Genomic DNA, 21273 nt, shown 5'->3' with positions numbered 1-21273 from the left:
CCTTCTTTGCTACTAATCTTCGCGGGAGATTTCAATCTTACCGACTGAACCATCCTTGCTGTCATCTTTTACTTCAAATTCGATTCCATACTCTGGTACTTTACGTCCAGCATCAGGAAGTGCTTTGTTCAAGTAATTATTATCATCCTCGAACTCATCATAGCTCTTCGTATGGTTGTCCTTCAGTGTCAAACCATTCGTTGCGCGATAATCAAGGAACATCTTCTCGGATTTATCCTTGCTGAATGCGGCATCGTGAATTTGATAACGAGTGGAAGCTACTGATTTGTCGCTCCAGTAAAGTGCCTTCTGATCAGCATCCACTACCCCAAGGAAGCCTTCGCCTGGATGAGTACCAGTCCAGTTGTTGTCATAAGAATTATCGACGTACCAGACTAGAAGGCCAGTGTTGTAGCTCATCAAGCTGTCACCACGACGGATACGATCAAGTCCGATATCAACGCCGTTATGCGTACGCCATTCTAGCAAGTAGTAATGCTCGGAAAGGGAAACGCCTTTATCTTGAGCAAATCCATTTAGCTCAAAACTACTGTCAGCTTCTGCATCGTCTGTCAGGACAGTGCTGCCATCAGCTGTCACTTGAATATCGTCCACATAGAATCCAGCGTTGTTTACAGCTACATCCGTCCAATAGTTCAAGGAAAGCTCTATTTCCTGGCCTGCATAGGCACTCAAATCGAAAGTAGCATCCACCCAGCCATCAGATGTACCGGTGATACCATCACCTGGGTTCTGTTCGTTCGGATTTTCTGTTGTCGTGATGCTGCCAGGGATAGTTTCCCCATTCACTTTGACAGAAGCATAATCCCAATCTTGTTCGATATCATACCAAGTTTTAAATGTCAGCTCAGCTGAAGAGGCATTGGTCAAATCAACAGTTGCCGTCATGTTATTATCAACATTATTACCTTTTCCGCTGAAATAGGCGAATGTGCCGCTTGCAGGTTGTGTGACTTCGGTTTCTTTATCTGGCAAGTTAACGCGAATCACGTCATTATTCGTACCTTTTGTCACAGCTTCATCCAATAGCAGTTCAATACCATCGTCATCCAAATCTTCTGCTTCGATCGTTGTACCGCTCAGCCAGTTACCACCATGTGCGTTTTGCAAATATTCCTTTGCATAGGCACTGAAACCTGAAGGCTCTGTTCCAGGTACATCACCAGCCCAGCTTCCGCTTGCCATGATGGACCAATAAGCAACCGCTTCCCCTTGGCCGGTATAGTTCGTGTCATACTCATCCGGCAAGCCTAGGTCATGGCCGTATTCATGCGCGAATACCCCCATAGCTCCGTCTTCCGGTTCGATTGTATAGTCGTAAGCAGCAAGCTGTCCGTCAAAGCGGTCACTAGTGGAGCTTCCGCCAGGGACTGCAACAAGTCCGCCAAGATTCCAGCGGTGAGACCAGATTGCATCGCCGCCAAGGCTTCCGCCGCCCGCTTCTTCACCGACACCTGCGTGAATGACCATCAAGTGGTCGATGATACCGTCTGGCTCATGGTAAACGCCATCGCCATCATAGTCATCGCGATCCCACTGATCGTACTCGCTCAAGTCGACGTTCGGATCTTGTCCAGCCTTCGTTAGTGCTTCGTAGACCAATTCCCGCGCAGCAGTATCACTGCCATCTGGAGCAGGATCGTTGGCACCATAGTAAGCTGCAGGATGATCTGCTGTGTACCATCCGGCAATTTCTCCATCGACAGTATAGCTGCCGCCGGATTGTGCCTCATAATACTGCTTCATAGAAGTGAACTCCTGGCCATCCGGACCAGTATAGCCATCATCACCAAAGATCATGTTTTGGAAGTGATCATGTGTATAATCTTCGTACCACATATCAGTTTCTTCCGGTGTGATAGAGCTGTTCTGGTAATCAGGGAAGTCAATTGCGAGGACGAGTACTTTGTCTTCCCGCACTTCACCGTCATACTCTTCTTCCTTCACGTTATCTACTTTCTTATTTTTTCCTTTATCTTTACCTTTTCCTTTGTCTTTGCCTTTCTCTTTGGATGCACTTGCAGCATTGTCGGCATTGCCATTCTGCTTATCAGTGTCACTAACCACTGTTTCATCGATTGCAGCTTCTTTCAGCTCATCCGGCAAAGGCTGCTTAGCAGCTTCTGCGCTTTTTTCTTCCCGTTCCTTTAGATAAGCATTCAATACTTCCTGGGCTTCCGCTTCCGTAGCATCCTTACTGATCTTTCCTTCTTCTTTAAGCAATTCAATCAATTTATCCTCATTTGCAATTGCACTGTCGAAAGGTCCGCCGCTTTGGGCAGTTTTCGGCGAGTACGTCACAGCTGGTGTTTTTTCAACAGTTGCTTCGGCATTGGCTTCCTGCGCTGGCACAAATGATAATGTAAAAGTGCTAAATCCGATAACGGCTGCCATCGCAGAAGCCATCCATTTATTCTTCTTCAAGCAAGTCACTCTCCCTGTGCTAATAGTTTAAATAGTCGGAAAACAGATTCGATATGTAGGTAAAGTTTTCCTTAAAGGGTAGTATAGCGACTAGTCTGCTAGATTTACAATGGTACTTTGGAAGGAAGAGAAGTGGTGTATACATTGAAATAATGCGGTTTTCGTGAGATGTCATCACATAATCCGACAGGGTTGGCAATAAAGTTGGGAAACAAGAGAGTGGAAAATAACGTAAACATATGGAAACTTGTAGAAGGATGAGGAAAGTTGGGAAAGTACAAGCAATCAGAAAATATTACTTTCACTAGAAAAATGAGAGAATAGACCTATCTATTTATCTTATTCAATAGAATTGAAGTTGCAATATATGGAATATCAGTATGTATTTTGATTGATAGAAGGGGGAGGAAGCTGATATCTCCCCTCCCGTATTTATGTATGCAGTATTTCTTCCGTGTAATCAGAAGCTTCAGATTCAGCATGCAGGTACAATTCAAATGTACCTTCTTGGAAGAATAACGGAAAGACAGTGCGGACTACCTCCTGCATTGGCAGTTCCATCGCTTCAGACTTCTGGAACCATGATGGATTGCCTTCTCTGGAATCTGTCAGCAGTGTGCCGGAAAAAGAATCAGTTATATAATAGAAGATCAGGTAACGGACATTTTGTTCATCGTTCACGTAATGCTGTACGCCTTTATACTCCAGATTCCATACGTCCAGTCCTGTCTCTTCCTTCACCTCGCGAATTGCGCTTGCAGTGAGACTCTCAGGAAAGTCCACCTTTCCGCCAGGCGGGATGAATCCGCGGAAGTCATCATGCTGACGATCCAGCAGAAGCACCTGATCCTCATTATGTATCATCACCATATTATAGATCTTGTGCTCGATCATTTCAGTATCCCGTCTCGACGGAAGCGTTCACGATATACATCATATCGTTTTTATCCTGTTTCTCCTCTAAGTAGATAGCGCTTGTAGTCAGCATACCACCATCGATCACTTCTACTGTTACAGTACCATATGGAATCCGGGCCTTGACCTGCTCGATATCCAGCTTGTCCTTATCAGCAGGGACTGCCAAGCGGATATTCACCTTCATATTATGCAAATCGTTGTCTGGCAGGACGCTCGTAATACCAGGCATGGAATTTGTATGTATAGCATTGACTACTGCACGTACCGCTGCTTTTGTAACGTCTTGACCGTGTACATCGACACCGAAGCCGGTTTGTATGAACATGATTTTTTCCATATGATCACTCCTAGATTGTTCTGATATAGTTACTGTATCATATTAAGATTAAAGAATTCTATCGGCTATATGTAAGATTTGGTAAACTTGGTGAGAGAAAGGGGATGTGCTTGTGAACTATGTAGAGAATCTTCGGAAGTATGTCGGGCATCAGCCTGTCATATTAGTTGGGGCATTATGCCTTCTTTTTGATGAAAAGCAGCATGTCCTTTTACAGAAACGAATCCACCCGCCCGAAACATGGGGCTTGCCTGGAGGATTGATGGAACTTGGTGAATCAGCTGAACAGACAGCTGCCAGGGAAGTCCTGGAAGAAACAGGACTGACAGTGGAGGAATTGAAGCTGGTCGATGTGTATTCCGGAAAAGATAATTTTGCCGTAGCTGCGAATGGTGATGAATTTTACAATGTGACAATCGTGTACCAGACAAGTAAGTTTCACGGAGAATTAATGCTGGATGAAGCAGAATCTATGCAGCTGGGCTTTTTCCCGCTTGATGAACTGCCGGAAAAGATGGTCAGGAGCCATCGCCGATTTATAAAGGCATTCAGTGAAAAGGGGTAGCTTATCAGCTACTCCTTTTCTGCCTCTATAGCACTATCCTAGCACGCGGAACGATTCTGCTTATATAAAACTTTTTGATAGCCTCATACCTGGACTTGCTTTACACCTCTTGCAGTAGACTGACGCTCTGTCAGAGAGAAGGCAAGTTCGGCTGGTGTATAAGGTGTTTCCGTTAATACCGCATGCATGCGACGAAACGCCTCTGCTCCCATCTGCTTGAGTGGATTACGGACATGAGTCAGCTCCATCAGTCCAGCAACATCGCTTTGGTCGGATTCGAAACCTACCAAGCCCAGCTCATCAGGAATGCTGATTCCCTGCGTCCGAGCTTCGGCAGCCATGCCGGCTGCAACGTAATCACTGGCGTGGATGACCGCATCAGGCATATTCCTGCCGTTTAAAAGCTCCTGCAGGGCTCTGCGTCCGTCATCGACGGTGAATGTCTCATCTAAGATCCATTCGGGACGGACGGGAAGGTTATGTGTTTGCAATATATCCTCAAAAGCCTTCTTCCGTTCCAGGCTGTTTCGGCTTTCGGCTCTTCCTATTGTACAGGCAATGCGGTTATAGCCTTTTGCGATCAAATGCTCAAGCCCAAGCTGGAACCCTTCGTAATGATTCATATAGATGGATTGGATCTGTGGATGCTGCAGAGGCTCACATGTCATAATCGGTCCGTACTTTGTATAAGTGGCAACTTTCTCCCAATCTAATCCGCAGCGCAGGATAATCAGCCCGTCCAAGCGCTTTTGACGCAGCATTTCCAAAGCCTGCAATTCCTGATCGGCTTTTTCATTCGTTTGGTAAAGTAAGGTTTGATATTGGCAGGAGGTGCCAGCTTCGGCGATACCTTGAACAATTTGCATAAAATAATGACTGATGGAAGGCGAGACGACACCAATAGTATTGGTCCTGCCTTTTTTCAGCTGTACTGCATTGCTATTTTGAATATAGTCTAGTTTATCAATGACTTGCTGGACTTTGCGCCGAGTATCTTCATGGACATGGGGATGGTGATTGAGGACACGTGAAACAGTGCTGCGGGAAACGCCAGCCATCTGTGCAATCTGTTTGATATTACTCATGTGCTTCACCTCATTAGAAATCGCTTTCTTACCTTTATTTTAGCGGAAAATGAACGTTTTGTAAGCTTTGGTCGACCGGTTTACAAATTCCTTACGAATTTGTTCTTGACCTGGGATGCATTCCAGCATTTAAGCTGTGGTTGTAGATCAAAAATGTAACCATATAGGAGGCACGAATCATGGGAAAATTGAAGATCGTTACAATCGGCGGAGGTTCAAGTTACACACCGGAAATCGTGGAAGGGTTCATTAAACGCTATGATGAATTGCCAATTACAGAGCTTTGGCTCGTGGACGTAGAAGCAGGGAAGGAAAAGCTTGAAATTGTAGGGAATATGGCAAAGCGCATGGTGGAAAAAGCAGGCTTGCCGATCGATGTGCATTTGACATTGGATCGCCGGGAAGCTTTGGAGGATGCAGACTTTGTTACAACACAATTCCGTGTTGGACTATTGGACGCACGGGCAAAAGACGAAAGAATCCCATTGAAATATAATGTAATCGGGCAGGAAACGAACGGACCGGGCGGATTGTTCAAAGGTCTGCGTACTATTCCTGTCATCCTCGATATTTGTAAAGACATGGAGGAGCTTTGCCCGAATGCATGGCTTGTGAACTTCACAAACCCAGCTGGTATGGTAACAGAAGCAGTGCTTCGCTACTCTAATATCAAAAATGTCGTCGGCTTATGTAACGTGCCGATCATGATGAAGATGCAAGTAGCAGAGCTGCTTGGTGCCGATGGAGATCGTGTGCACATCGACTTTGCTGGTCTGAATCACATGGTATTCGGCTTGAATGTATACTTGGACGGAGAAAATGTTACGGAAACCGTGCTGGATAAAATGACAAGCGCCGATAAAAAAGAGATGACGATGAGAAACATCAAAAACCTTGACTGGGAACCTAGCTTCATCAAAGGTTTGAAAGCTATCCCGTGTCCATACCACCGTTACTACTACAAGACTTCGCAAATGCTTGAAGCAGAGCTTGAAGAAGCAGAAAACGAAGGTACGCGTGCTGAGGTCGTGCAAGGCGTTGAGCGTGATTTGTTCGAGCTTTACAAAGATCCGAATCTTGCAGAGAAACCTGAGCAGCTGTCCAAACGCGGCGGTGCATACTACAGTGATGCTGCTTGCAGTCTGATCAACTCCATCTACAATGACAAACGTGATATTCAGACAGTGAACACAATCAATAATGGTGCTATCCAGAGCATTCCGAACGATTCCGCTATCGAAATCAACTGTGTCATTACCAAAGATGGTCCAAAACCGATTGGTATTGGTGACCTTCCAGTACCAGTACGCGGACTTGTTCAGCAAATCAAGTCATTCGAGCGTGTTGGAGCTGAGGCAGCTGTAACAGGTGATTACAACACTGCTTTGCTTGCGATGACAATCAACCCGCTTGTACCTTCGGATGAGATAGCGAAGAAGATAATGGATGAAATGTTGGAGGCTCATAAAGAGCATTTGCCACAGTTCTTTAAAAAGATAGAAGCATAAAAAGCATTTGCCACAGTTCTTTAAAAAGATAGAAGCATAAAAAGATGACCCGTGCAGAGAGCACGGGTCTTTTTTACGTGGAATGCCTCGATACAAGATATCCTTGCCATTGAAATAGTTTGGGTACATTATTGTTACCAGATAGCTGCATATCTAATTGTTCTGCAGTCTTTCGTGCCATGGCCTCTATCTCATTATCATAGGTGGTCAGCGGAGGATCGGTAATCTGAGAGATAGGATGGTTATCAAACCCAGTAACTGCGCAATTTTCTGGCACAGCGATTTGATGTTCCTTGGCAGCATGCAGAATCCCAGCGGCAACGAAGTCACTTCCTGCAAATATGCCATCTATGAGCAATTGTTTATCATGAAATAAATCAGTACCCAAACGAATGCCATCCTCAATTGATACCATTCCTTCTATGCGTTTCCCGCCTTCCTTTAGATTTCTCGCAGCTAAGGCATTTAGAAAACCTTTATATCTAGCTTCTTGGGATGGGGAAGTGTGGTCAAGGCAGAATAAGAGTCGCTTCTTACCTGTTTGCAGCATATGCATGGTCAATTTATAGGCGGCACTCTCTTCATCTAGACTGCATACAGTTGTATCAATTTCATATTTCTCATTACAAATAAGTATTGGACCATTTTCTAAGCAACGGGCTAAAAGGTGAGCTTCCAGTGCGGATGAAGTTGCGATTATAGCGTCCAGTTCACGCTGTTTCAGCTTGGCGAATACATCCAGTTCACGTTTCTTATCACCGAATGTCTGAAAGATAACGGGTTTCCATCCTTTTGCTGTACAGGCATTCGATAATGATTGCACCAGTGCTGCGAAATAAGGATGATCGACTTGAGGTGTGAGAATACCTATGGCAGAGGTTTTTCGCTTACGAAATTGAACAGCCAAGCTATTCGGGGTGAATCCGGATTCCTCGATAGCAGAAAGGATCTCTTGCCGCTTCTGTTCAGATACATATGGATGCCCATTTAATACGCGAGAGACAGTACTTTTGGAAACACCGCATTTCTTTGCGATGTCGTTTATAGTAGGCATTCAACCAGCTCCTTGGACATTGAATGTAGCTTTATCATAGCATACCTGTTTTCTTGTTGACCTGGGAACGTTCCCATCTCTTATGGTAGGAAGGGAGGTGGTTGAATAATGAGTGTGAAAAAATGCTTTGATAGTACCGACAGCACAAAGGCACTTATTTGTTTTGATTTTGATGAGACTTATTTTCCTCATGCTTGTGAGAAGGGGCAGCTGGAGGATTTGCATGCGATGGAGCTTTATCTAAATCAGATTTCCAGGCAGCATCACGTGAAAATTGCATGGGTTACCGGAAGTGATTGTAATTCCCTGGCTGCTAAAATGGAGCGTGCACGTCTGACTTATATGCCCCATTTCATTGCAGCTAATCTGGGAACCGAACTGTACCAACTAACAGCTGGTGGAGAACTAAAGGAGATATACGATTGGAAAAAGCATTTACCTGTTCAAGAAGAATTCAATCAGCTTGTAGAGGATTTGATTCATATGCTCTCTTTGGATGGGATAGCATTACAGCCACAGACGATGCATGGGCAGAGCTCGTACAAAAAGAACTATTATTACTTTCCTAATGAAGATGATTTGGCCGAGGTAATGCATCGTATAAGGCAGGCAGCCGCTGCAGCTAAGGTAGGTTTGAATGTGAACGCATGCAATCCACTGGCAGGAGATCCAGACGGGGCATATGATGTGGACTTTATTCCGTTAAGGACTGGAAAACGAGCGGCCGTCCAGTTCTTGGCAAATCATTGCATGGTGGAGCCGTCGCAGATTTATGCTTTTGGAGACAGTGGAAATGACCTTGAAATGCTGCGATACGCAGGAAATGGTTTCCTAGTTGCTAATGCAACAGAGGAGGCGAAACAGAAGCACAGTCAGGTATGCGGAACACCTTACGCAGCCGGTATCCGGACGACGCTGCAACATTTCTTTATTTGATAAAAGTAGTGTGGAATTGTTAAACCTAGAAAAAACTGGTTACTTCTTTGCGTCCCAAAAGTTGAGGGTTACTTGGGACGCAGTTCATTTATTAGCAGAACCGTTAATGCGCTGATTGGTCTTTTTGATCCTCTTTCATTGAATATAGCACCCAGCTGACTAATAAATATAGCTAGGTAAAACCAATCAATATGTCCCTCTAGAACCAAATCATAAGGAAGCTGTGCTGTATTAAGATTCATACTATATGATGAAAATCAACCAAATCCTCATAATGAACTCCTCTGAACTAATTGGTATCCTTTATATAACTGTATTACCAAATAGAAAGAATAAAATTGTTTGTTTAGAGCAATCTTTTTTCATTTTTCCTCCCTATCCAAAAATTACAGCTACTATAACTGCCTCGAATCGGGTAATCTAAAGTAAGAACATTTGTTCCCTTTGGAGGTGGTAAAGATGGATTATAGCGGATTTCAGCAGCATGAGGTATTGTGTGTGGATATGCGGAGCTTCTATGCAAGTGTGGAATGCGTGAAACGCGGCCTTGATCCGATGACGACACTGCTTGCAGTGGTCGGGGATACGAAGCGGCCGGGTAGTATCGTGCTAGCTGCCAGTCCTGCGCTGAAGAAGAAGCATGGCGTCAGCAATGTGAGCCGTTATTTCGAGCTGCCGGAAGATCCGGAACTCGTCATTGCGGAAGCACATATGAAGGATTATTTGGAGGTTTCGGTGGCAATTACCGAGCTAGTGCATGAGTATGTGCCGATGGAAGCGATCCATGTTTATTCTGTCGACGAATTCTGGGTGACACTTGATGGCACGGAAAAGCTGCATGGAACTGCAGAGGAGACAGCGGCCAAGCTGCAGGCGGATATCCTGGAGCAATTCGGTGTTACGGCAGCCATTGGAATCGGAGATAACAAGTTCCTGGCCAAGGTCGTGATGGATATTCATGCAAAGAAACAGACCTCTGGTATTGCCGTTTGCCATTATCAGGATGTGCCGCGCTTATTGTGGCCGGTCCCGATACAGGATGTTTGGGGGATTGGACGACGAATGCAGCGGAATTTGAACCGGATGGGTATTGTCACGCTTGGGCATCTTGCTCATACTTCCTTGGAGCATCTCAAGAAACGGTATGGTGTGATGGGTGAGCAATTATACTGGCATGCATGGGGAATCGATGAGAGCGAGGTGCTCGGTGATTTCGTCAAACAGGAGCAGAAAAGCTACGGACACGGCATTACACTGCTGCGTAATTACCGTGGCGAAGAGATTCCGACCATCATCTTGGAGCTGTGTGAGGAGGCCTGCAGACGGGCAAGACGGGACAGGAAGGAAGGCAGTACAGTCCATCTGGCCGTTGGATATGCCAGTCAGCATGGCGGCGGCTTCAGCCGGTCCCGTTCCTTTACGAGCCCTTCGAATCTGACGACGGATATGTATAAGCTCTGCCTCGAACTATTTCATGAGCACTACCAAAAAGGCCACGAAGTCAGACGAGTGTCTGTCTCCCTGACCAATTTATACGATGAAGAAGCGACCCAGCTCAGCTTGTTCGAGGATAAGAGCAAGCAGAAGGATCTGAGTCGGACGATGGATCAGATTCGGGCACGTTTCGGTACGACCGCCATTCTGCGTGCCAGCAGCCATACAGCTGCAGGAATGACAATTGAACGCAGTACGAAAATCGGAGGCCATCAAGCCTGAGTCAAGCTGCTGCCGTCTGCTGAAACAGCCGGCGCAGCTTTGGTACATACATGATAAGGAAGACGGACCGACCGAGACTGAACAGCAGGAAGGCGATCCATAGTCCATGATTGCCGAGTGGCTGCAGGGCATAAAGCGCCGCTAAGTAAAGCAGGACAGCAAGAATCATGGAGTTGCGGACAAAGCTTACTTCCGTTACGCCAGTGAAAACGCCATAATAGACAAGGCCAAGGCTGGCGACGACCGGAAATAGAACAAGCCAGTTGGCATAGGATCCAGTCAGCTCGATAATGTGCTGCTGATCGGAGAACAAAGGATAGATCCACTTCTGGCCAGCAAAAAACAGAAGCGCAAGCGTCACCCCGATACCAAGCCCCCATTGCAGAGATAGACGCAGAGACTGCGAAAAGAGTTTTTCATTGCGTTCCCCAAGAGCCCGACCGGCCACAATGCTGGACGCATTAGCGAAGCCATCAAAGAAATACGCCATCATATAGTGAATCTGAATCAGGATGGCATTGGCTGCCAGCATATCTTCCCCAAACGCAGCACCTTTTGCTGTAAACAGGTTAAAAACAATTAGTAAACATATCGTCCGAATGAATAAATCTCGGTTGACCTTCATCATTCGCCACATCGGTTTAGGATCGACTGCGCGTCGCAAGACCTGTATGAATGGATGCTGCCAGATGCTGCCGGCATATTTGCGCAGCAGGACAATGCCGAATACACAAGAGAAAATCTCGGCAATCAGCGTAGAAGCACCTACACCTGCCACTCCCAAATCCCACACATGAACAGAAAGAATACAAAGAATGATATTCAGCATATTCGTGCTTATCTGCAGAACAAGTGTTGCTTTGATATAGGACATGCCGATCAGCCAGCCAAGGATGACATAGTTGGCAAGCGCAAATGGCGCACCCCAAATCCGGATTGAGAAGTAAGCCGAAACGCTGCTATTCACGGCATCACTCGCTCCTAGGAAGGAGAGGGAATAGTGCAGGATCGGCTGCTGTATAAGAACGAATAGCAGGCCGACAACAAAAGCGACCAGGAAAGGACGCATTAACGCCATTACATGTTCTTCTTTATCGAGACTGGCAGATGCCTGAGCGGCAAACCCGGATGTACTGACCCGCAGGAATCCGAAAAGCCAGTACATCGTATTGAATATAATCGTACCGATGGCGACCCCGCCAATATAAGAAGCATTGGAAAGCTGGCCGACAACGGCTGTATCAACAACGCCGAGCAATGGCGTCGTGATCGTTGACAGGGTCAGCGGCAGGGCCAGCGCTAAGTAGTTTTTATGCTGCATGCACTCACCTTAATAGTAGTAATTACGATATAATATACCGCACATGTTTGCAGAAGTAAACGCTATTTGTTTCCAAACATAAACGTCATCGTATTTACACGCATATTGAGGATCAATCCAAGAGATGCGAGTGTAATGACGAGGGCACTTCCTCCATAGCTGATAAGCGGCAAACCAAGTCCCGTTACGGGCATCAGTCCGATACTCATACCGACATTTTGGAATATCTGAAATGTCAGGAAACCAGCGATTCCTGCACCAATCAAGGTTCCGAATGAATCATGATAGCGCTGGGAAATCATGACGATTTTATAAATGAGCATAAAGTAAAGCAGCAGTACAAGACTTGTTCCGACAAAGCCGAAAACGCCGCCTATGACTGCGAAAATCAAATCTGAATAGGCGTATGGCACATGTGGCAGATTTTCGTAGCCACTCATATTGCCAGATCCAATCGCCATGATCGATTGATTCAGCTGATAGCCGGAAATCGTATATTTTTCTGGCTGCAGCCAGCCATAGAAACGGCTTGCCTGATAGCTTGGCAGCATGCCGAGTATCCGATCGAGGAAGAAATCAGTCGCAACGAAGTATGTAATGGTTAAGGCAAGTACAAATGTTAATGGAACAGAGAAGATAAGCAGTATCGTTTTTATCCGGACGCGGGAAACAAGCAGCATCGCCCCGTAAATAGCAAGATAAACCATTGCATTACCGAAGTCCGGAAATTGCATGACGACAGCAACAGGGATTAATGTGATGACTGTCAGTTTGCCGACAAGCAGTATTTCCTCCTTTAATGCAGGAGAGCTATCCGTCCCTTTACTGATCACTTGTGCCAGATACAGAATCAATCCGATTTTCATCGATTCAGCAGGCTGGAATGAAAAGCCGCCGATTGTATACCAGCCGTATGCTTCATTGATTTCTTTGGAGATGCTGGAGGGTGCAATCAAGATACCTACTAATAACAGCAGGAAAAAAAGATAAACAAAAAGTGATAAACGCTTCAGTATATCGAGATCAAGAAAATAAGACACGACAAAACAGCCGCCTAAACCAATTACATACCAGACAACTTGCTGCAGAACAAAATATTCTCCTTGCAAGACTTGTACTTGATATAAACTGAGTAGGCTTGCAAGTCCGAGCAGTATGATAAGCGAGAAATAGAGATAATCAAATTTTTCCAGATATATTTGCAGTTTTTGCATGCATGTCACCATTTCATCATAAGGATAATCTACAGTTCTATCGTAACAGAAATTTCCAATTAAAAAAGCCGTATTCTGGAAGAAATACGGCTTTTTCCTATTAATGATGATGGTGGCTTCCACTATCATCCTGTTTTTTCTGTTCTTGTTCCTGTTGTATCTTTTCTATCTCTTCTTGCGTCAATTCTCCAACGCGAATCTGCTTCGTCGGCATCAAATGGATATTATCGACCTTTACATCTGCTTTAACAAAGTATACGCCATCCGATGGGAAGGTATACTCCAGATGATATGTCCCGTCTGTATCCAATGAGGCAGGAATTGTTTCTGCATCTGCTTTGTTCTCATCTTTCCATACAAGGAAGTTGACGGTTGCTTCCTGTTCAAGTGCTTTCCCATCATGTGACAGCTTTACATCTATTTTAGGAGCAGAATCTGCTTCGATGGATTCAGGAGCTTCAATGATCACGTTCACTTCTTCCCGTTTCGCGTAATGGTCAGCTGCTTCAGGATCGGCAGAGCATGCAGCAAGGAGAAAGAACGTCAGTAACAACGGCGTAATTTTAAATAGTCGCATCTGCTTTTCTCCTTTCTTACGCATTAAAGAACCTCTTCAGTGCAGGCACCCTCGGAATGACAAACCGATCAAACAGCCAGACGACGATAATCGAGATTCCGACAAGCGGGAAGATGATGCCAAGAATGATAATCAGTACGATAACGCCTTTCATCACTTTGTCAGACGGTGCTTTCGGCGAGCCAAGCTTCCCTTCAGGTTTGCGGGAGAGCCATAGGATGAAGCCGCTCACAGCAATACCTATAATGCCAATCAAAACAAGCAATCCGATAATCTGATTCCAGATACCGAATTCCGTTCCTTTATGAATGGTAATACCATAAGCAATAACCTTACCTAGCGTATGATAATTGTCATAGCGGTAATCTGCCAAAACAGCGCCAGTATACTGATCAATATGCATTGTAACTTCATCCCGAGCTTTCGGCGGGAAAGCAGATAAAGTGAATACACCATCCTGCGTTTGCGGAATCATGATATTGTAGCCAGGCTTTACACCTTCATCTTCGGCTATCGACACAACATCATCAACAGAAAGCTGTGTGTATTGCTGATTTGTTGAAATTGGAACTGGCAAGTTCTCAGCTGACCAAGGCACATCTGCGATTTCTTTTGTTTTCACATCAGAAGCAGGAGCATCACCAACCCACACAGAAGGTGGATAGCCGACACCTGCATTAGTGGTAATCGTTTGGAAATTGTTTCCCCATAATCCTGACCAAGGCAGTCCTGTAAGAATCAGAAATAGCAGACCTAACGAAATCCAGAATGCAGGCACTACGTGCAAGTCACGTGTCCGTAGTTTTTTCCCTTTGTTCAAGCGCGGAATGAGAACACCAAAGATTTTTGATTTCCCTTTCATTTTTGGCCAGCCCAGGTAAACGCCAGTGATGATCAAAATCAGCGCCCAGCAAGCTGCCCACTCGACAACACGATCCCCGAAAGTACCCATCAGCAGCTCACCATGAATTTTTTCAAATACGTTAACGAGCTTGAAAGAGTCTTCTAATTTACCGAGTATGACATTTTCATAAGGGTCGACGTAAACGGTATAAGCTTTCCCGTCTTCTGTAATACCTACCTCAGCAGAACGGTCTGGACTGTCACTTGGACGATACGACGTCACTGCTGCATTCGGATTCACAGCTTCCACTGTATTGATTTGCTCGGATGGCGTTGTGACAGTAGTTTGCGGAGTGACTTCATAATAGTCCTTGTAAAGGGCTGCTTCGATTTGAGGTTTAAATAGATAAACACCGCCTGTGATAGCTAGGATGATGAGGAATGGCATAATTATAAGACCTGCATAGAAATGCCAGCGCCAGACAGACTGATAAAGTGACCGACGTTTCTGTTGTTTCTGCTTCGATATCGACGGCTCCTTTTGTGCCTCCATATAGGACAACTCCTTTTCTTCTATATTTAAATGTAATAATAGGCAAAGTAGTACAAGCCTAAGCTTAGGACAATTTTCACGCCCATACAAGTAGGGAAATGCAGGTTATTATGACCATTCCTTGAACATAACGTCGATAAATTTGTAAAGCGTTTCCATTCTGTTGTTCATGGGGCTGAAACGCTGATAGGACAGGCTTTTGTGATGTGGCATTCCTTGACATGGAGTCCTATAGTGTTAGCATAGATAACTGTTAACAGGGAACGAAAAATTTTCTCAAAAGGAGCGATTAGGTATCATAACTAACAAACGGATTTTGTATGTCGGGGCAGGATCGATGGCAGAAGGAATGATTGCAGGAATGAACGGGTCAGACAGCGTGCATAACGAGCAGGTTTATGTGACAAATCGAACGAACTCGGAGCGTTTGCGTGAGCTGCAGGAGCGTTATGCCATTACTGGAGTTCCTCAGGCTGAGGTGGATTGGGTCAGTATGGATGTCATCATACTTGTGATGAAGCCGAAGGACATCACCGCTGCATTGATCGACTTGCAAGATAAGGTTCAGGAAAGGCAGCTGGTCATATCGGTAGCTGCAGGTTTCCAGAATGACCAAATCGAGCATTATCTGCCAGAAAACCAACCCGTTGTTCGTATCATGCCTAACACGTCCAGTACCATTGGTGAATCGGCCACAGCCATTGCACCTGGAAAAAATGTATCTGCAGAACAGCTTACACTCGTCACAGAACTGGTAAAGACCTTTGGTGAGGCATTTGTGATTGCAGAAGATCAAATGGATGTTTTCACAGGGATGGCCGGCAGCGGACCTGCCTATTTCTATAGACTGATGGAGCATTTCGAGGAAACTGGTGTAGCTGCAGGATTCGATCGAGAGCAAGCAAGGAAGATTGGAACCCAGACGATGCTCGGTGCTGCTAAGATGCTATTAGAAACGAAGGAAGACCCGGGATCTTTAAGGAAAAAAGTGACGTCACCAAATGGTACAACGGCAGCAGGACTGGAAGCACTCAATAGTGGTGGTGCTGGAGAAGCGATGGCCAAGGCAATCCTTTCTGCAGCTGAACGATCCAATGCTATCAGCGAGGAGCTTAAAAAACAGCAGCTGACTCGCTAATGAAAATCTGGAAACTGGAGGACGTTATCATTTCTATTCAAGCAACAAAACCGAAACGTATTGTCGTCAAGATCGGAAGCAGTTCATTGACCAGTCTGCATGGAGAAATCAGCCGTAAGAAGCTTGAGAAACTAGTGGAGCAGCTCGTGAAACTGAAAGACAACGGCTATGAGGTATTGCTTGTCTCATCTGGCGCTGTGGCAGCGGGTTATCGCAAGCTGGGGTTTCTGGAAAGACCGAAATCATTGCCGGAAAAACAAGCTGCTGCATCTATCGGACAGGGCTTGCTGATGGAAGCCTACTCGGATTTATTTTTGTCCCATGGCTATGTGGCATCGCAGATTTTGATTACACGTGGCGACTTCTCGGACGAAACCCGTTATAATAATGTTAGAAATACAATTAATGTTTTGGTTGATCGCGGCATCATCCCGATCATAAACGAAAACGATACAGTGACAGTCGACAGACTGCGCTTTGGAGATAATGACACACTATCGGCAAAGGTTGCCGGATTGGTCGGTGCGGATTTCCTAGCAGTGCTTTCTGACATTGATGGTTTATATACGGATAATCCAGTCAAAAATCCGAAAGCAACCCGCATTGAGCGGGTGAAAGCCATCACACCGGAAATTGAGGCGGTCGCAGGGGATGCAGGCAGCGCAGTCGGAACCGGCGGAATGAAGTCCAAGCTGGATGCATTCAAGATTGCGATGGCATCTGGAATCATAGGTTTTCTTGGCGATGCAACAGAAAAAGATATCATCTATCGCTCGGTGTTGGGTGAAGCAGAAGGAACATACTTCGAAGCTGATCAGGATATGGATTATCTGAACCGCAAGAAACAGTGGATTGCTTTCAATTCAGGGCCAGTAGGTGAAATCATCATGAAAATGGACGATCAGATACCGCATTCTGTTGAATTTCATAATATCAGCGCCATCAAGGGAAACTTCAAACAAGGTGACGTCGTGCGCATTTTGGATGAAGCAGGAGCACGGATCGGTCTGGGCATTGTGAATCAAGCTGCGTCTGAACTTTGGCATGCATTAGCAAGTCCGGTAAGGAATATAGAAGAGACAATAGTCGATCAGGAAGCATTTGTTTGTGAACTAGAGCATACCGTACCAATTCGATGATAGAAGGAGGAGCACCGTGGAGCATATAAAAGAAGCAGTAACAGTAGAGGAGCAAGCCATTGCAGCAAAAACAGCAGCTAAGAAGCTTGCACTCCTGACAACAGCTGAGAAAAATGAAGCGTTGATTACAGTTGCAGAGCATTTGGAAAAGGAATATGAAGTCATTCTGAATGCGAACGATCAAGATATGCAGGCAGGAAAAGAAAAAGGTTTCGATGCTGCATTTCTTGATCGGTTGAAGCTTACCCGTGAACGTATTGAGGATTTTGCAAATGGATTGAAGGAAGTAGTTGATCTTGAGGATCCGACCGATCACATAGTCAGTGAATGGACACTGGAAAACGGCTTGCATGTCAGCCGCATCACGGTGCCATTAGGCGTCATTGGTATGATCTATGAAGCTCGCCCGAATGTTACAGCAGATGCGACTGGTTTGGCGCTTAAGTCAGGCAATGCAATTGTTTTGAAAGGCGGCTCATCTGCAATTCATACGAATACAGCAATCGTGGAAGTCATCAAAAATGCACTCCAGCAGACAAAGGTCCCGGCGGAAGCAGTACAGCTTATCCAGTCGACTGATCGAAAGGAGACGGCGAAGCTCTTTACGATGAAGGAGCATATCGATGTTCTTATCCCTCGCGGGGGGGCATCGCTTATCCAGGCAGTCATCGATTCAGCAACTGTACCTGTTTTGGAAACAGGTGTAGGGAACTGCCATATGTACGTGGATAATACTGCGCAAGTTGATATGGCAATCTCCACATTCCTGAATGCCAAAACGGATCGTCCAGCAGTTTGTAACGCGTTGGAAACGTTGATTGTTCAGCGGGAATGGCTCGAGACAAACAAGGATGCATTGGTTCAAGCATTAAGGGAAAATGGCATACAACCACATGGAGATGAAATAGCTGTTCAGCTTTTGCCTGGCTGTAAACCTGCTGCAGAGGCAGATTGGGCCAATGAATATCTTAGCCTTGATGTTGCTGTGCGTGTTGTTGATTCACTTGAGGAAGCAATTGAGCACATTGACCGTTATGGAACAAAGCATTCGGAGGCAATCATTTCTGAAGATGAAGAAGCGGTGAATAAATTCATGAGGGCAGTCGACGCAGCAGCACTTTACCATAATGCATCGACGCGTTTTACAGATGGCCACGCTCTTGGATTCGGAGCTGAAATTGGTATTTCCACTCAAAAACTTCACGCTCGCGGACCGATGGGATTACCGGCATTAACGACGTATAAGTACGTTATGAAAGGCAGCGGCCAAACTAGATAAAAAAAGCTCATCCTGATGGATGGGCTTTTTTTATTATAAGGAAAGACAAGAGGGAATAAGTCTAAAAACGAACTAGGAAGGTTACCAAGCTGCGCAATCTTTTGAAGTTAGTTTCCATTAATTCTTGCATCAGTACCCCGTTTTGTTATAGTAGATTCTAATAATTAACACCAAATATGTAATCGCTTTCGACCTAATCTTAAGCAAATAAAGGAGCTGAAAACATGACAGAGGAATGGGTACTTCCGGGAAAAGAGCCGGGGGTAAATTATCGTGTGCAATTATTTATTCCAGATCAACCCCCGCAATCAGAAGCAGGATATCCAGTTATTTATATGCTGGATGGAAATTATTATTTTGGATTGGGTGCTGATGTCATACGTAATCAATCTCATAATATGCTCAAGACTGGAGTGGATCCGGCAATTGTTGCAGGGATAGCACTAGATGCAGAAGGTTCGGTTGTTAGAGAGCGACGTTTCTATGATTTTACGCCTCCAGCAGCAGCTTATACATATCCAGATAAGATGAAGTGGAAAACGACTGGAAAGCATGGAGGGGCAGAAATTTTCCTGGACTGGCTAATAGATGAGCTTCAGCCGAAGATCATGGAAAACTATCATGTTCAGCAGGATAAGCAATGTCTGTACGGCCATTCTTTGGGTGGATTGTTTGCGCTGTACAGCATGTTCAAGCGACCGGAAGCTTTCCAATGCTATCTGGCTATCAGTCCTTCCATCTGGTGGAATGAAAAGCATATTTATTCCTTTTTGAACGAAGCTAAAGATTCCAAGCTCTTCATCGGTGTAGGGGAGAAGGAAGGCTTCATGGTGGAAGATGTTATGGCGCTCTATCATCGTTTACCGAGCGTGATGGATGGAAAGACTGCATACTACGTCGCAGATGATGAAAATCATGCGTCAGTCGTTCCTGCTACGCTGAGTCGTGCATTTCGCTATTTCTTCACCTGAACCGGTTTTTTTGTTTCCAGCTCGATATCTGCTAAAATGATAGGAAGCGATTAAAACGGAGGGATGTCCACATGCAAGCCTTTATCCGGAATGACCAGTACAACAATATTAAAGAACAGGTGCAGCAGCTTGTGAATAGTTCAGCTGCTGTCAAAGATATAGACATTATTTTTGGACTCCGCTCATTAGCTGAAGAGAAAATCATGAACCGGTTCGAGAAGCTCTCGGACGAAGAGGCGGAAATGCTTGGAAGAATCCATGGTGTGCAGGATGAAATTGATGCAGAGCTCTTTTTGGCTCAGCTTCGTCCATCCATCAAGCCATTTCCTGTCATTACAGAACAGCAGCTTCGGAAGCTGTTCCCGAAAGTGAAGCACTTGCATATACCTAAACTTGATGAAGTTGATTGGGAGAAAACATCTTATCTTGGGTGGAACGATTCGGGACAGCAGGCAAAATACATGGTCGCTCCGCATGAGGATGGGATGATAGCCGCTCGCGGCACGATCACGCCCTCCTCTCAGCCGGGGATTTGCACCATCTGCAATAAGCTTGAGAGTGTAGGGTTATTCATGGCAGAGCCTATTGGCCGCGGCCAAGGAACGTATGTGAAACGCGGGAACTATGTTTGCAGGGATAGCTCCAAGTGCAATCGAAACCTGACAGATATCAACCGGTTCTACAGCTTCATCGCTAATTTGCATGCATCATAAACAAAAGAAGGAGCACATGCCTTGAGGCGTGTGCTCCTTCTTTTATTCTTCGGGCAAATCAAATGTCAAATCAGCAGCCAGCAAGTCTTCTTCCTTGTCAGTGATACTGGAGATACGCAGGGAGAAGGAATCTTCTTCTTTGTAATCTGCCTGATCCATAAGGAAGACAACATATTTGGTCGAAGTCTGGCCAGGTTGGATCTCACCAGAATCTGCTTCCAAAACATTATGGTTCAGGATCCGGTATGTTGGAGTTTCCAGAAAAGCACCCATTTCCTTCAAAGGAACCGCACTTTCTCCATCATTCTTCACTTCCAGCTTCGCTGTTGCCGCAACGATTTTCTCCGGATCCTCGAAACCGGTGAAGGATTCCTCATAGGAATCTGCCGGTTTCAGTTTCGTATATTGAATCCCTTTCAGGGTCACTTCCAGGTTGTCATTAGTTTCGGACTGATCAAAGTTCTGCTCAGCCAGCATTTCCTTCTCTGCAACCGCATCTTTCGTCAGGCGGTCCGGGAAGTAGGGGTTTTCCGCTGTCACAGTGTCCGTCAAATCGGCGGACAATGCATCTGTATCTTCGTTTCCTTCTGTAACTGCTGCCTGTGCTGTCGGTGTTTTTGGCTCATCTGCTGCTTTTTCGTCCTTACTGCAGGCGGATAAAGTCAATGCGATCACGATCAGCAGTACCGCAGCTGGAATACGGAACAGTTTCATATACTTCTTTCATCCTCTCTTTTAACAAGATCGTCTTCTAGAAATAAGTAAATAAAGACATAAATATCATACCGTAACCCTATATGGAATGAAATGAAAAGAGCCTAAACTCCTAGAAGAAAGTCTAGGAAGGGCTGGGAAAATTGGAGATGAGAGGTATCATTTCTCCCTAATGGCTGGTAAAATGTAGGAGAGTATAGGTGATTTATAACAAACAGAAAAGAGTTGCATTTGCCGCATTTTTTTA

At 45.3% G+C, this 21273-nt stretch carries 19 protein-coding genes; 9 read left to right on the top strand and 10 right to left on the bottom strand.

Going from position 1 to position 21273, the window contains the following annotated elements; genetic code table 11:
• Positions 1 to 12: 12 nt before the first annotated feature.
• The 3 genes from CHH91_RS03455 to CHH91_RS03445 form a co-directional block, all read right to left on the bottom strand.
• On the bottom strand, positions 13 to 2427 hold the full coding sequence (locus tag CHH91_RS03455; RefSeq protein WP_483372386.1) for an immune inhibitor A domain-containing protein: 2415 nt from the start codon (positions 2425 to 2427) through the stop codon (positions 13 to 15).
• Positions 2428 to 2877: 450 nt separating this feature from the next.
• A complete protein-coding gene (locus tag CHH91_RS03450; RefSeq protein WP_176465653.1) occupies positions 2878 to 3339 on the bottom strand; it encodes an 8-oxo-dGTP diphosphatase in 462 nt (153 codons plus the stop codon).
• 1 nt (position 3340) lies between these two features.
• Entirely contained in the window at positions 3341 to 3700 is a 360-nt protein-coding gene (locus CHH91_RS03445; protein WP_095221987.1) for a Lin0512 family protein, read from the bottom strand.
• A gap of 112 nt (positions 3701 to 3812) precedes the next feature.
• On the opposite strand from CHH91_RS03445, the gene CHH91_RS03440 reads away from it, so the two are divergent.
• Positions 3813 to 4265 carry an NUDIX hydrolase gene (locus tag CHH91_RS03440; RefSeq protein WP_095221984.1) on the top strand — a complete coding sequence of 151 codons (453 nt, stop codon included), beginning with the start codon at positions 3813 to 3815 and terminating at the stop codon, positions 4263 to 4265.
• 83 nt (positions 4266 to 4348) lie between these two features.
• On the opposite strand, the gene CHH91_RS03435 is transcribed toward CHH91_RS03440, so the two are convergent.
• Positions 4349 to 5350, bottom strand: coding sequence for a LacI family DNA-binding transcriptional regulator (locus tag CHH91_RS03435; RefSeq protein WP_095221982.1), 1002 nt, complete (start codon positions 5348 to 5350; stop codon positions 4349 to 4351).
• A gap of 179 nt (positions 5351 to 5529) precedes the next feature.
• On the opposite strand from CHH91_RS03435, the gene CHH91_RS03430 reads away from it, so the two are divergent.
• A complete protein-coding gene (locus tag CHH91_RS03430; RefSeq protein WP_095221980.1) occupies positions 5530 to 6858 on the top strand; it encodes a 6-phospho-beta-glucosidase in 1329 nt (442 codons plus the stop codon).
• A 73-nt stretch (positions 6859 to 6931) separates the two neighbouring features.
• Here the strand turns inward: CHH91_RS03430 and CHH91_RS03425 are convergent, their stop codons facing one another.
• Positions 6932 to 7912 (bottom strand): LacI family DNA-binding transcriptional regulator, encoded by a 981-nt coding sequence (locus CHH91_RS03425; protein WP_095221977.1) that lies wholly within the window; start codon positions 7910 to 7912, stop codon positions 6932 to 6934.
• A gap of 108 nt (positions 7913 to 8020) precedes the next feature.
• Here CHH91_RS03425 and CHH91_RS03420 point away from each other — a divergent pair, with 108 nt between their 5' ends.
• Positions 8021 to 8848 (top strand): HAD-IIB family hydrolase, encoded by an 828-nt coding sequence (locus tag CHH91_RS03420; RefSeq protein WP_095221975.1) that lies wholly within the window; start codon positions 8021 to 8023, stop codon positions 8846 to 8848.
• Positions 8849 to 9307: 459 nt separating this feature from the next.
• Positions 9308 to 10564 (top strand): DNA polymerase IV, encoded by a 1257-nt coding sequence (locus CHH91_RS03415; RefSeq protein ID WP_095221973.1) that lies wholly within the window; start codon positions 9308 to 9310, stop codon positions 10562 to 10564.
• Position 10565: 1 nt separating this feature from the next.
• Here the strand turns inward: CHH91_RS03415 and CHH91_RS03410 are convergent, their stop codons facing one another.
• The 4 genes from CHH91_RS03410 to CHH91_RS03395 all read right to left on the bottom strand — a co-directional run bounded on the left by CHH91_RS03410 (position 10566) and on the right by CHH91_RS03395 (position 15072).
• Positions 10566 to 11885, bottom strand: coding sequence for an MATE family efflux transporter (locus CHH91_RS03410; protein WP_095221970.1), 1320 nt, complete (start codon positions 11883 to 11885; stop codon positions 10566 to 10568).
• A gap of 62 nt (positions 11886 to 11947) precedes the next feature.
• Positions 11948 to 13099, bottom strand: a complete 1152-nt coding sequence (locus tag CHH91_RS03405) for an FtsW/RodA/SpoVE family cell cycle protein (protein ID WP_176465652.1) — start codon at positions 13097 to 13099, stop codon at positions 11948 to 11950.
• A gap of 100 nt (positions 13100 to 13199) precedes the next feature.
• The gene (locus CHH91_RS03400; protein WP_176465651.1) at positions 13200 to 13676 is read right to left on the bottom strand and encodes a FixH family protein; all 477 of its coding nucleotides are present in this window, start codon (positions 13674 to 13676) and stop codon (positions 13200 to 13202) included.
• Positions 13677 to 13692: 16 nt separating this feature from the next.
• Positions 13693 to 15072 carry a PepSY-associated TM helix domain-containing protein gene (locus CHH91_RS03395; protein ID WP_095221965.1) on the bottom strand — a complete coding sequence of 460 codons (1380 nt, stop codon included), beginning with the start codon at positions 15070 to 15072 and terminating at the stop codon, positions 13693 to 13695.
• Between the two features lie 250 nt (positions 15073 to 15322).
• Here CHH91_RS03395 and proC point away from each other — a divergent pair, with 250 nt between their 5' ends.
• The 5 genes from proC to CHH91_RS03370 all read left to right on the top strand — a co-directional run bounded on the left by proC (position 15323) and on the right by CHH91_RS03370 (position 20312).
• Complete coding sequence (gene proC, locus CHH91_RS03390) at positions 15323 to 16210, top strand: pyrroline-5-carboxylate reductase (RefSeq protein WP_483372385.1); 888 nt, start codon at positions 15323 to 15325, stop codon at positions 16208 to 16210.
• Positions 16210 to 17349 (top strand): glutamate 5-kinase, encoded by a 1140-nt coding sequence (proB, locus tag CHH91_RS03385; RefSeq protein ID WP_095221963.1) that lies wholly within the window; start codon positions 16210 to 16212, stop codon positions 17347 to 17349. Before proC ends, proB begins: the two co-directional genes overlap by 1 nt.
• 16 nt (positions 17350 to 17365) lie before the next feature.
• The gene (locus CHH91_RS03380) at positions 17366 to 18628 is read left to right on the top strand and encodes a glutamate-5-semialdehyde dehydrogenase (protein ID WP_095221962.1); all 1263 of its coding nucleotides are present in this window, start codon (positions 17366 to 17368) and stop codon (positions 18626 to 18628) included.
• A gap of 224 nt (positions 18629 to 18852) precedes the next feature.
• Positions 18853 to 19599, top strand: a complete 747-nt coding sequence (locus CHH91_RS03375) for an alpha/beta hydrolase (protein ID WP_095221961.1) — start codon at positions 18853 to 18855, stop codon at positions 19597 to 19599.
• Between the two features lie 71 nt (positions 19600 to 19670).
• Positions 19671 to 20312 carry a FusB/FusC family EF-G-binding protein gene (locus tag CHH91_RS03370; RefSeq protein ID WP_095221960.1) on the top strand — a complete coding sequence of 214 codons (642 nt, stop codon included), beginning with the start codon at positions 19671 to 19673 and terminating at the stop codon, positions 20310 to 20312.
• Positions 20313 to 20354: 42 nt separating this feature from the next.
• On the opposite strand, the gene CHH91_RS03365 is transcribed toward CHH91_RS03370, so the two are convergent.
• A complete protein-coding gene (locus CHH91_RS03365) occupies positions 20355 to 21026 on the bottom strand; it encodes a DUF4352 domain-containing protein (RefSeq protein WP_095221959.1) in 672 nt (223 codons plus the stop codon).
• Between the last annotated feature and the right edge of the window lie 247 nt (positions 21027 to 21273).

Origin of the sequence: Virgibacillus sp. 7505 (assembly GCF_002272135.1) — a bacterium.
Lineage (GTDB): Bacteria > Bacillota > Bacilli > Bacillales > Amphibacillaceae > Terribacillus.
Note: the sequence above shows the minus strand (reverse complement) of the source record. Positions and strands in the feature narration are given on the sequence as shown.

Excerpts from the sequence above, each read along its gene's own strand:
- CHH91_RS03410 (WP_095221970.1), bottom strand. The coding sequence starts at position 11,885 with ATGCAGCATAAAAACTACTTAGCGCTGGCCCTGCCGCTGACCCTGTCA.
- CHH91_RS03375 (WP_095221961.1), top strand. The coding sequence starts at position 18,853 with ATGACAGAGGAATGGGTACTTCCGGGAAAAGAGCCGGGGGTAAATTAT.
- CHH91_RS03450 (WP_176465653.1), bottom strand. The coding sequence starts at position 3,339 with ATGATCGAGCACAAGATCTATAATATGGTGATGATACATAATGAGGAT.
- CHH91_RS03370 (WP_095221960.1), top strand. The coding sequence starts at position 19,671 with ATGCAAGCCTTTATCCGGAATGACCAGTACAACAATATTAAAGAACAG.
- CHH91_RS03445 (WP_095221987.1), bottom strand. The coding sequence starts at position 3,700 with ATGGAAAAAATCATGTTCATACAAACCGGCTTCGGTGTCGATGTACAC.
- CHH91_RS03415 (WP_095221973.1), top strand. The coding sequence starts at position 9,308 with ATGGATTATAGCGGATTTCAGCAGCATGAGGTATTGTGTGTGGATATG.
- CHH91_RS03405 (WP_176465652.1), bottom strand. The coding sequence starts at position 13,099 with ATGCAAAAACTGCAAATATATCTGGAAAAATTTGATTATCTCTATTTC.
- CHH91_RS03435 (WP_095221982.1), bottom strand. The coding sequence starts at position 5,350 with ATGAGTAATATCAAACAGATTGCACAGATGGCTGGCGTTTCCCGCAGC.
- CHH91_RS03395 (WP_095221965.1), bottom strand. The coding sequence starts at position 15,072 with ATGGAGGCACAAAAGGAGCCGTCGATATCGAAGCAGAAACAACAGAAA.
- CHH91_RS03455 (WP_483372386.1), bottom strand. The coding sequence starts at position 2,427 with ATGGCTTCTGCGATGGCAGCCGTTATCGGATTTAGCACTTTTACATTA.
- CHH91_RS03365 (WP_095221959.1), bottom strand. The coding sequence starts at position 21,026 with ATGAAACTGTTCCGTATTCCAGCTGCGGTACTGCTGATCGTGATCGCA.
- CHH91_RS03400 (WP_176465651.1), bottom strand. The coding sequence starts at position 13,676 with ATGCGACTATTTAAAATTACGCCGTTGTTACTGACGTTCTTTCTCCTT.
- CHH91_RS03425 (WP_095221977.1), bottom strand. The coding sequence starts at position 7,912 with ATGCCTACTATAAACGACATCGCAAAGAAATGCGGTGTTTCCAAAAGT.
- proB (WP_095221963.1), top strand. The coding sequence starts at position 16,210 with ATGAAAATCTGGAAACTGGAGGACGTTATCATTTCTATTCAAGCAACA.
- CHH91_RS03420 (WP_095221975.1), top strand. The coding sequence starts at position 8,021 with ATGAGTGTGAAAAAATGCTTTGATAGTACCGACAGCACAAAGGCACTT.
- CHH91_RS03430 (WP_095221980.1), top strand. The coding sequence starts at position 5,530 with ATGGGAAAATTGAAGATCGTTACAATCGGCGGAGGTTCAAGTTACACA.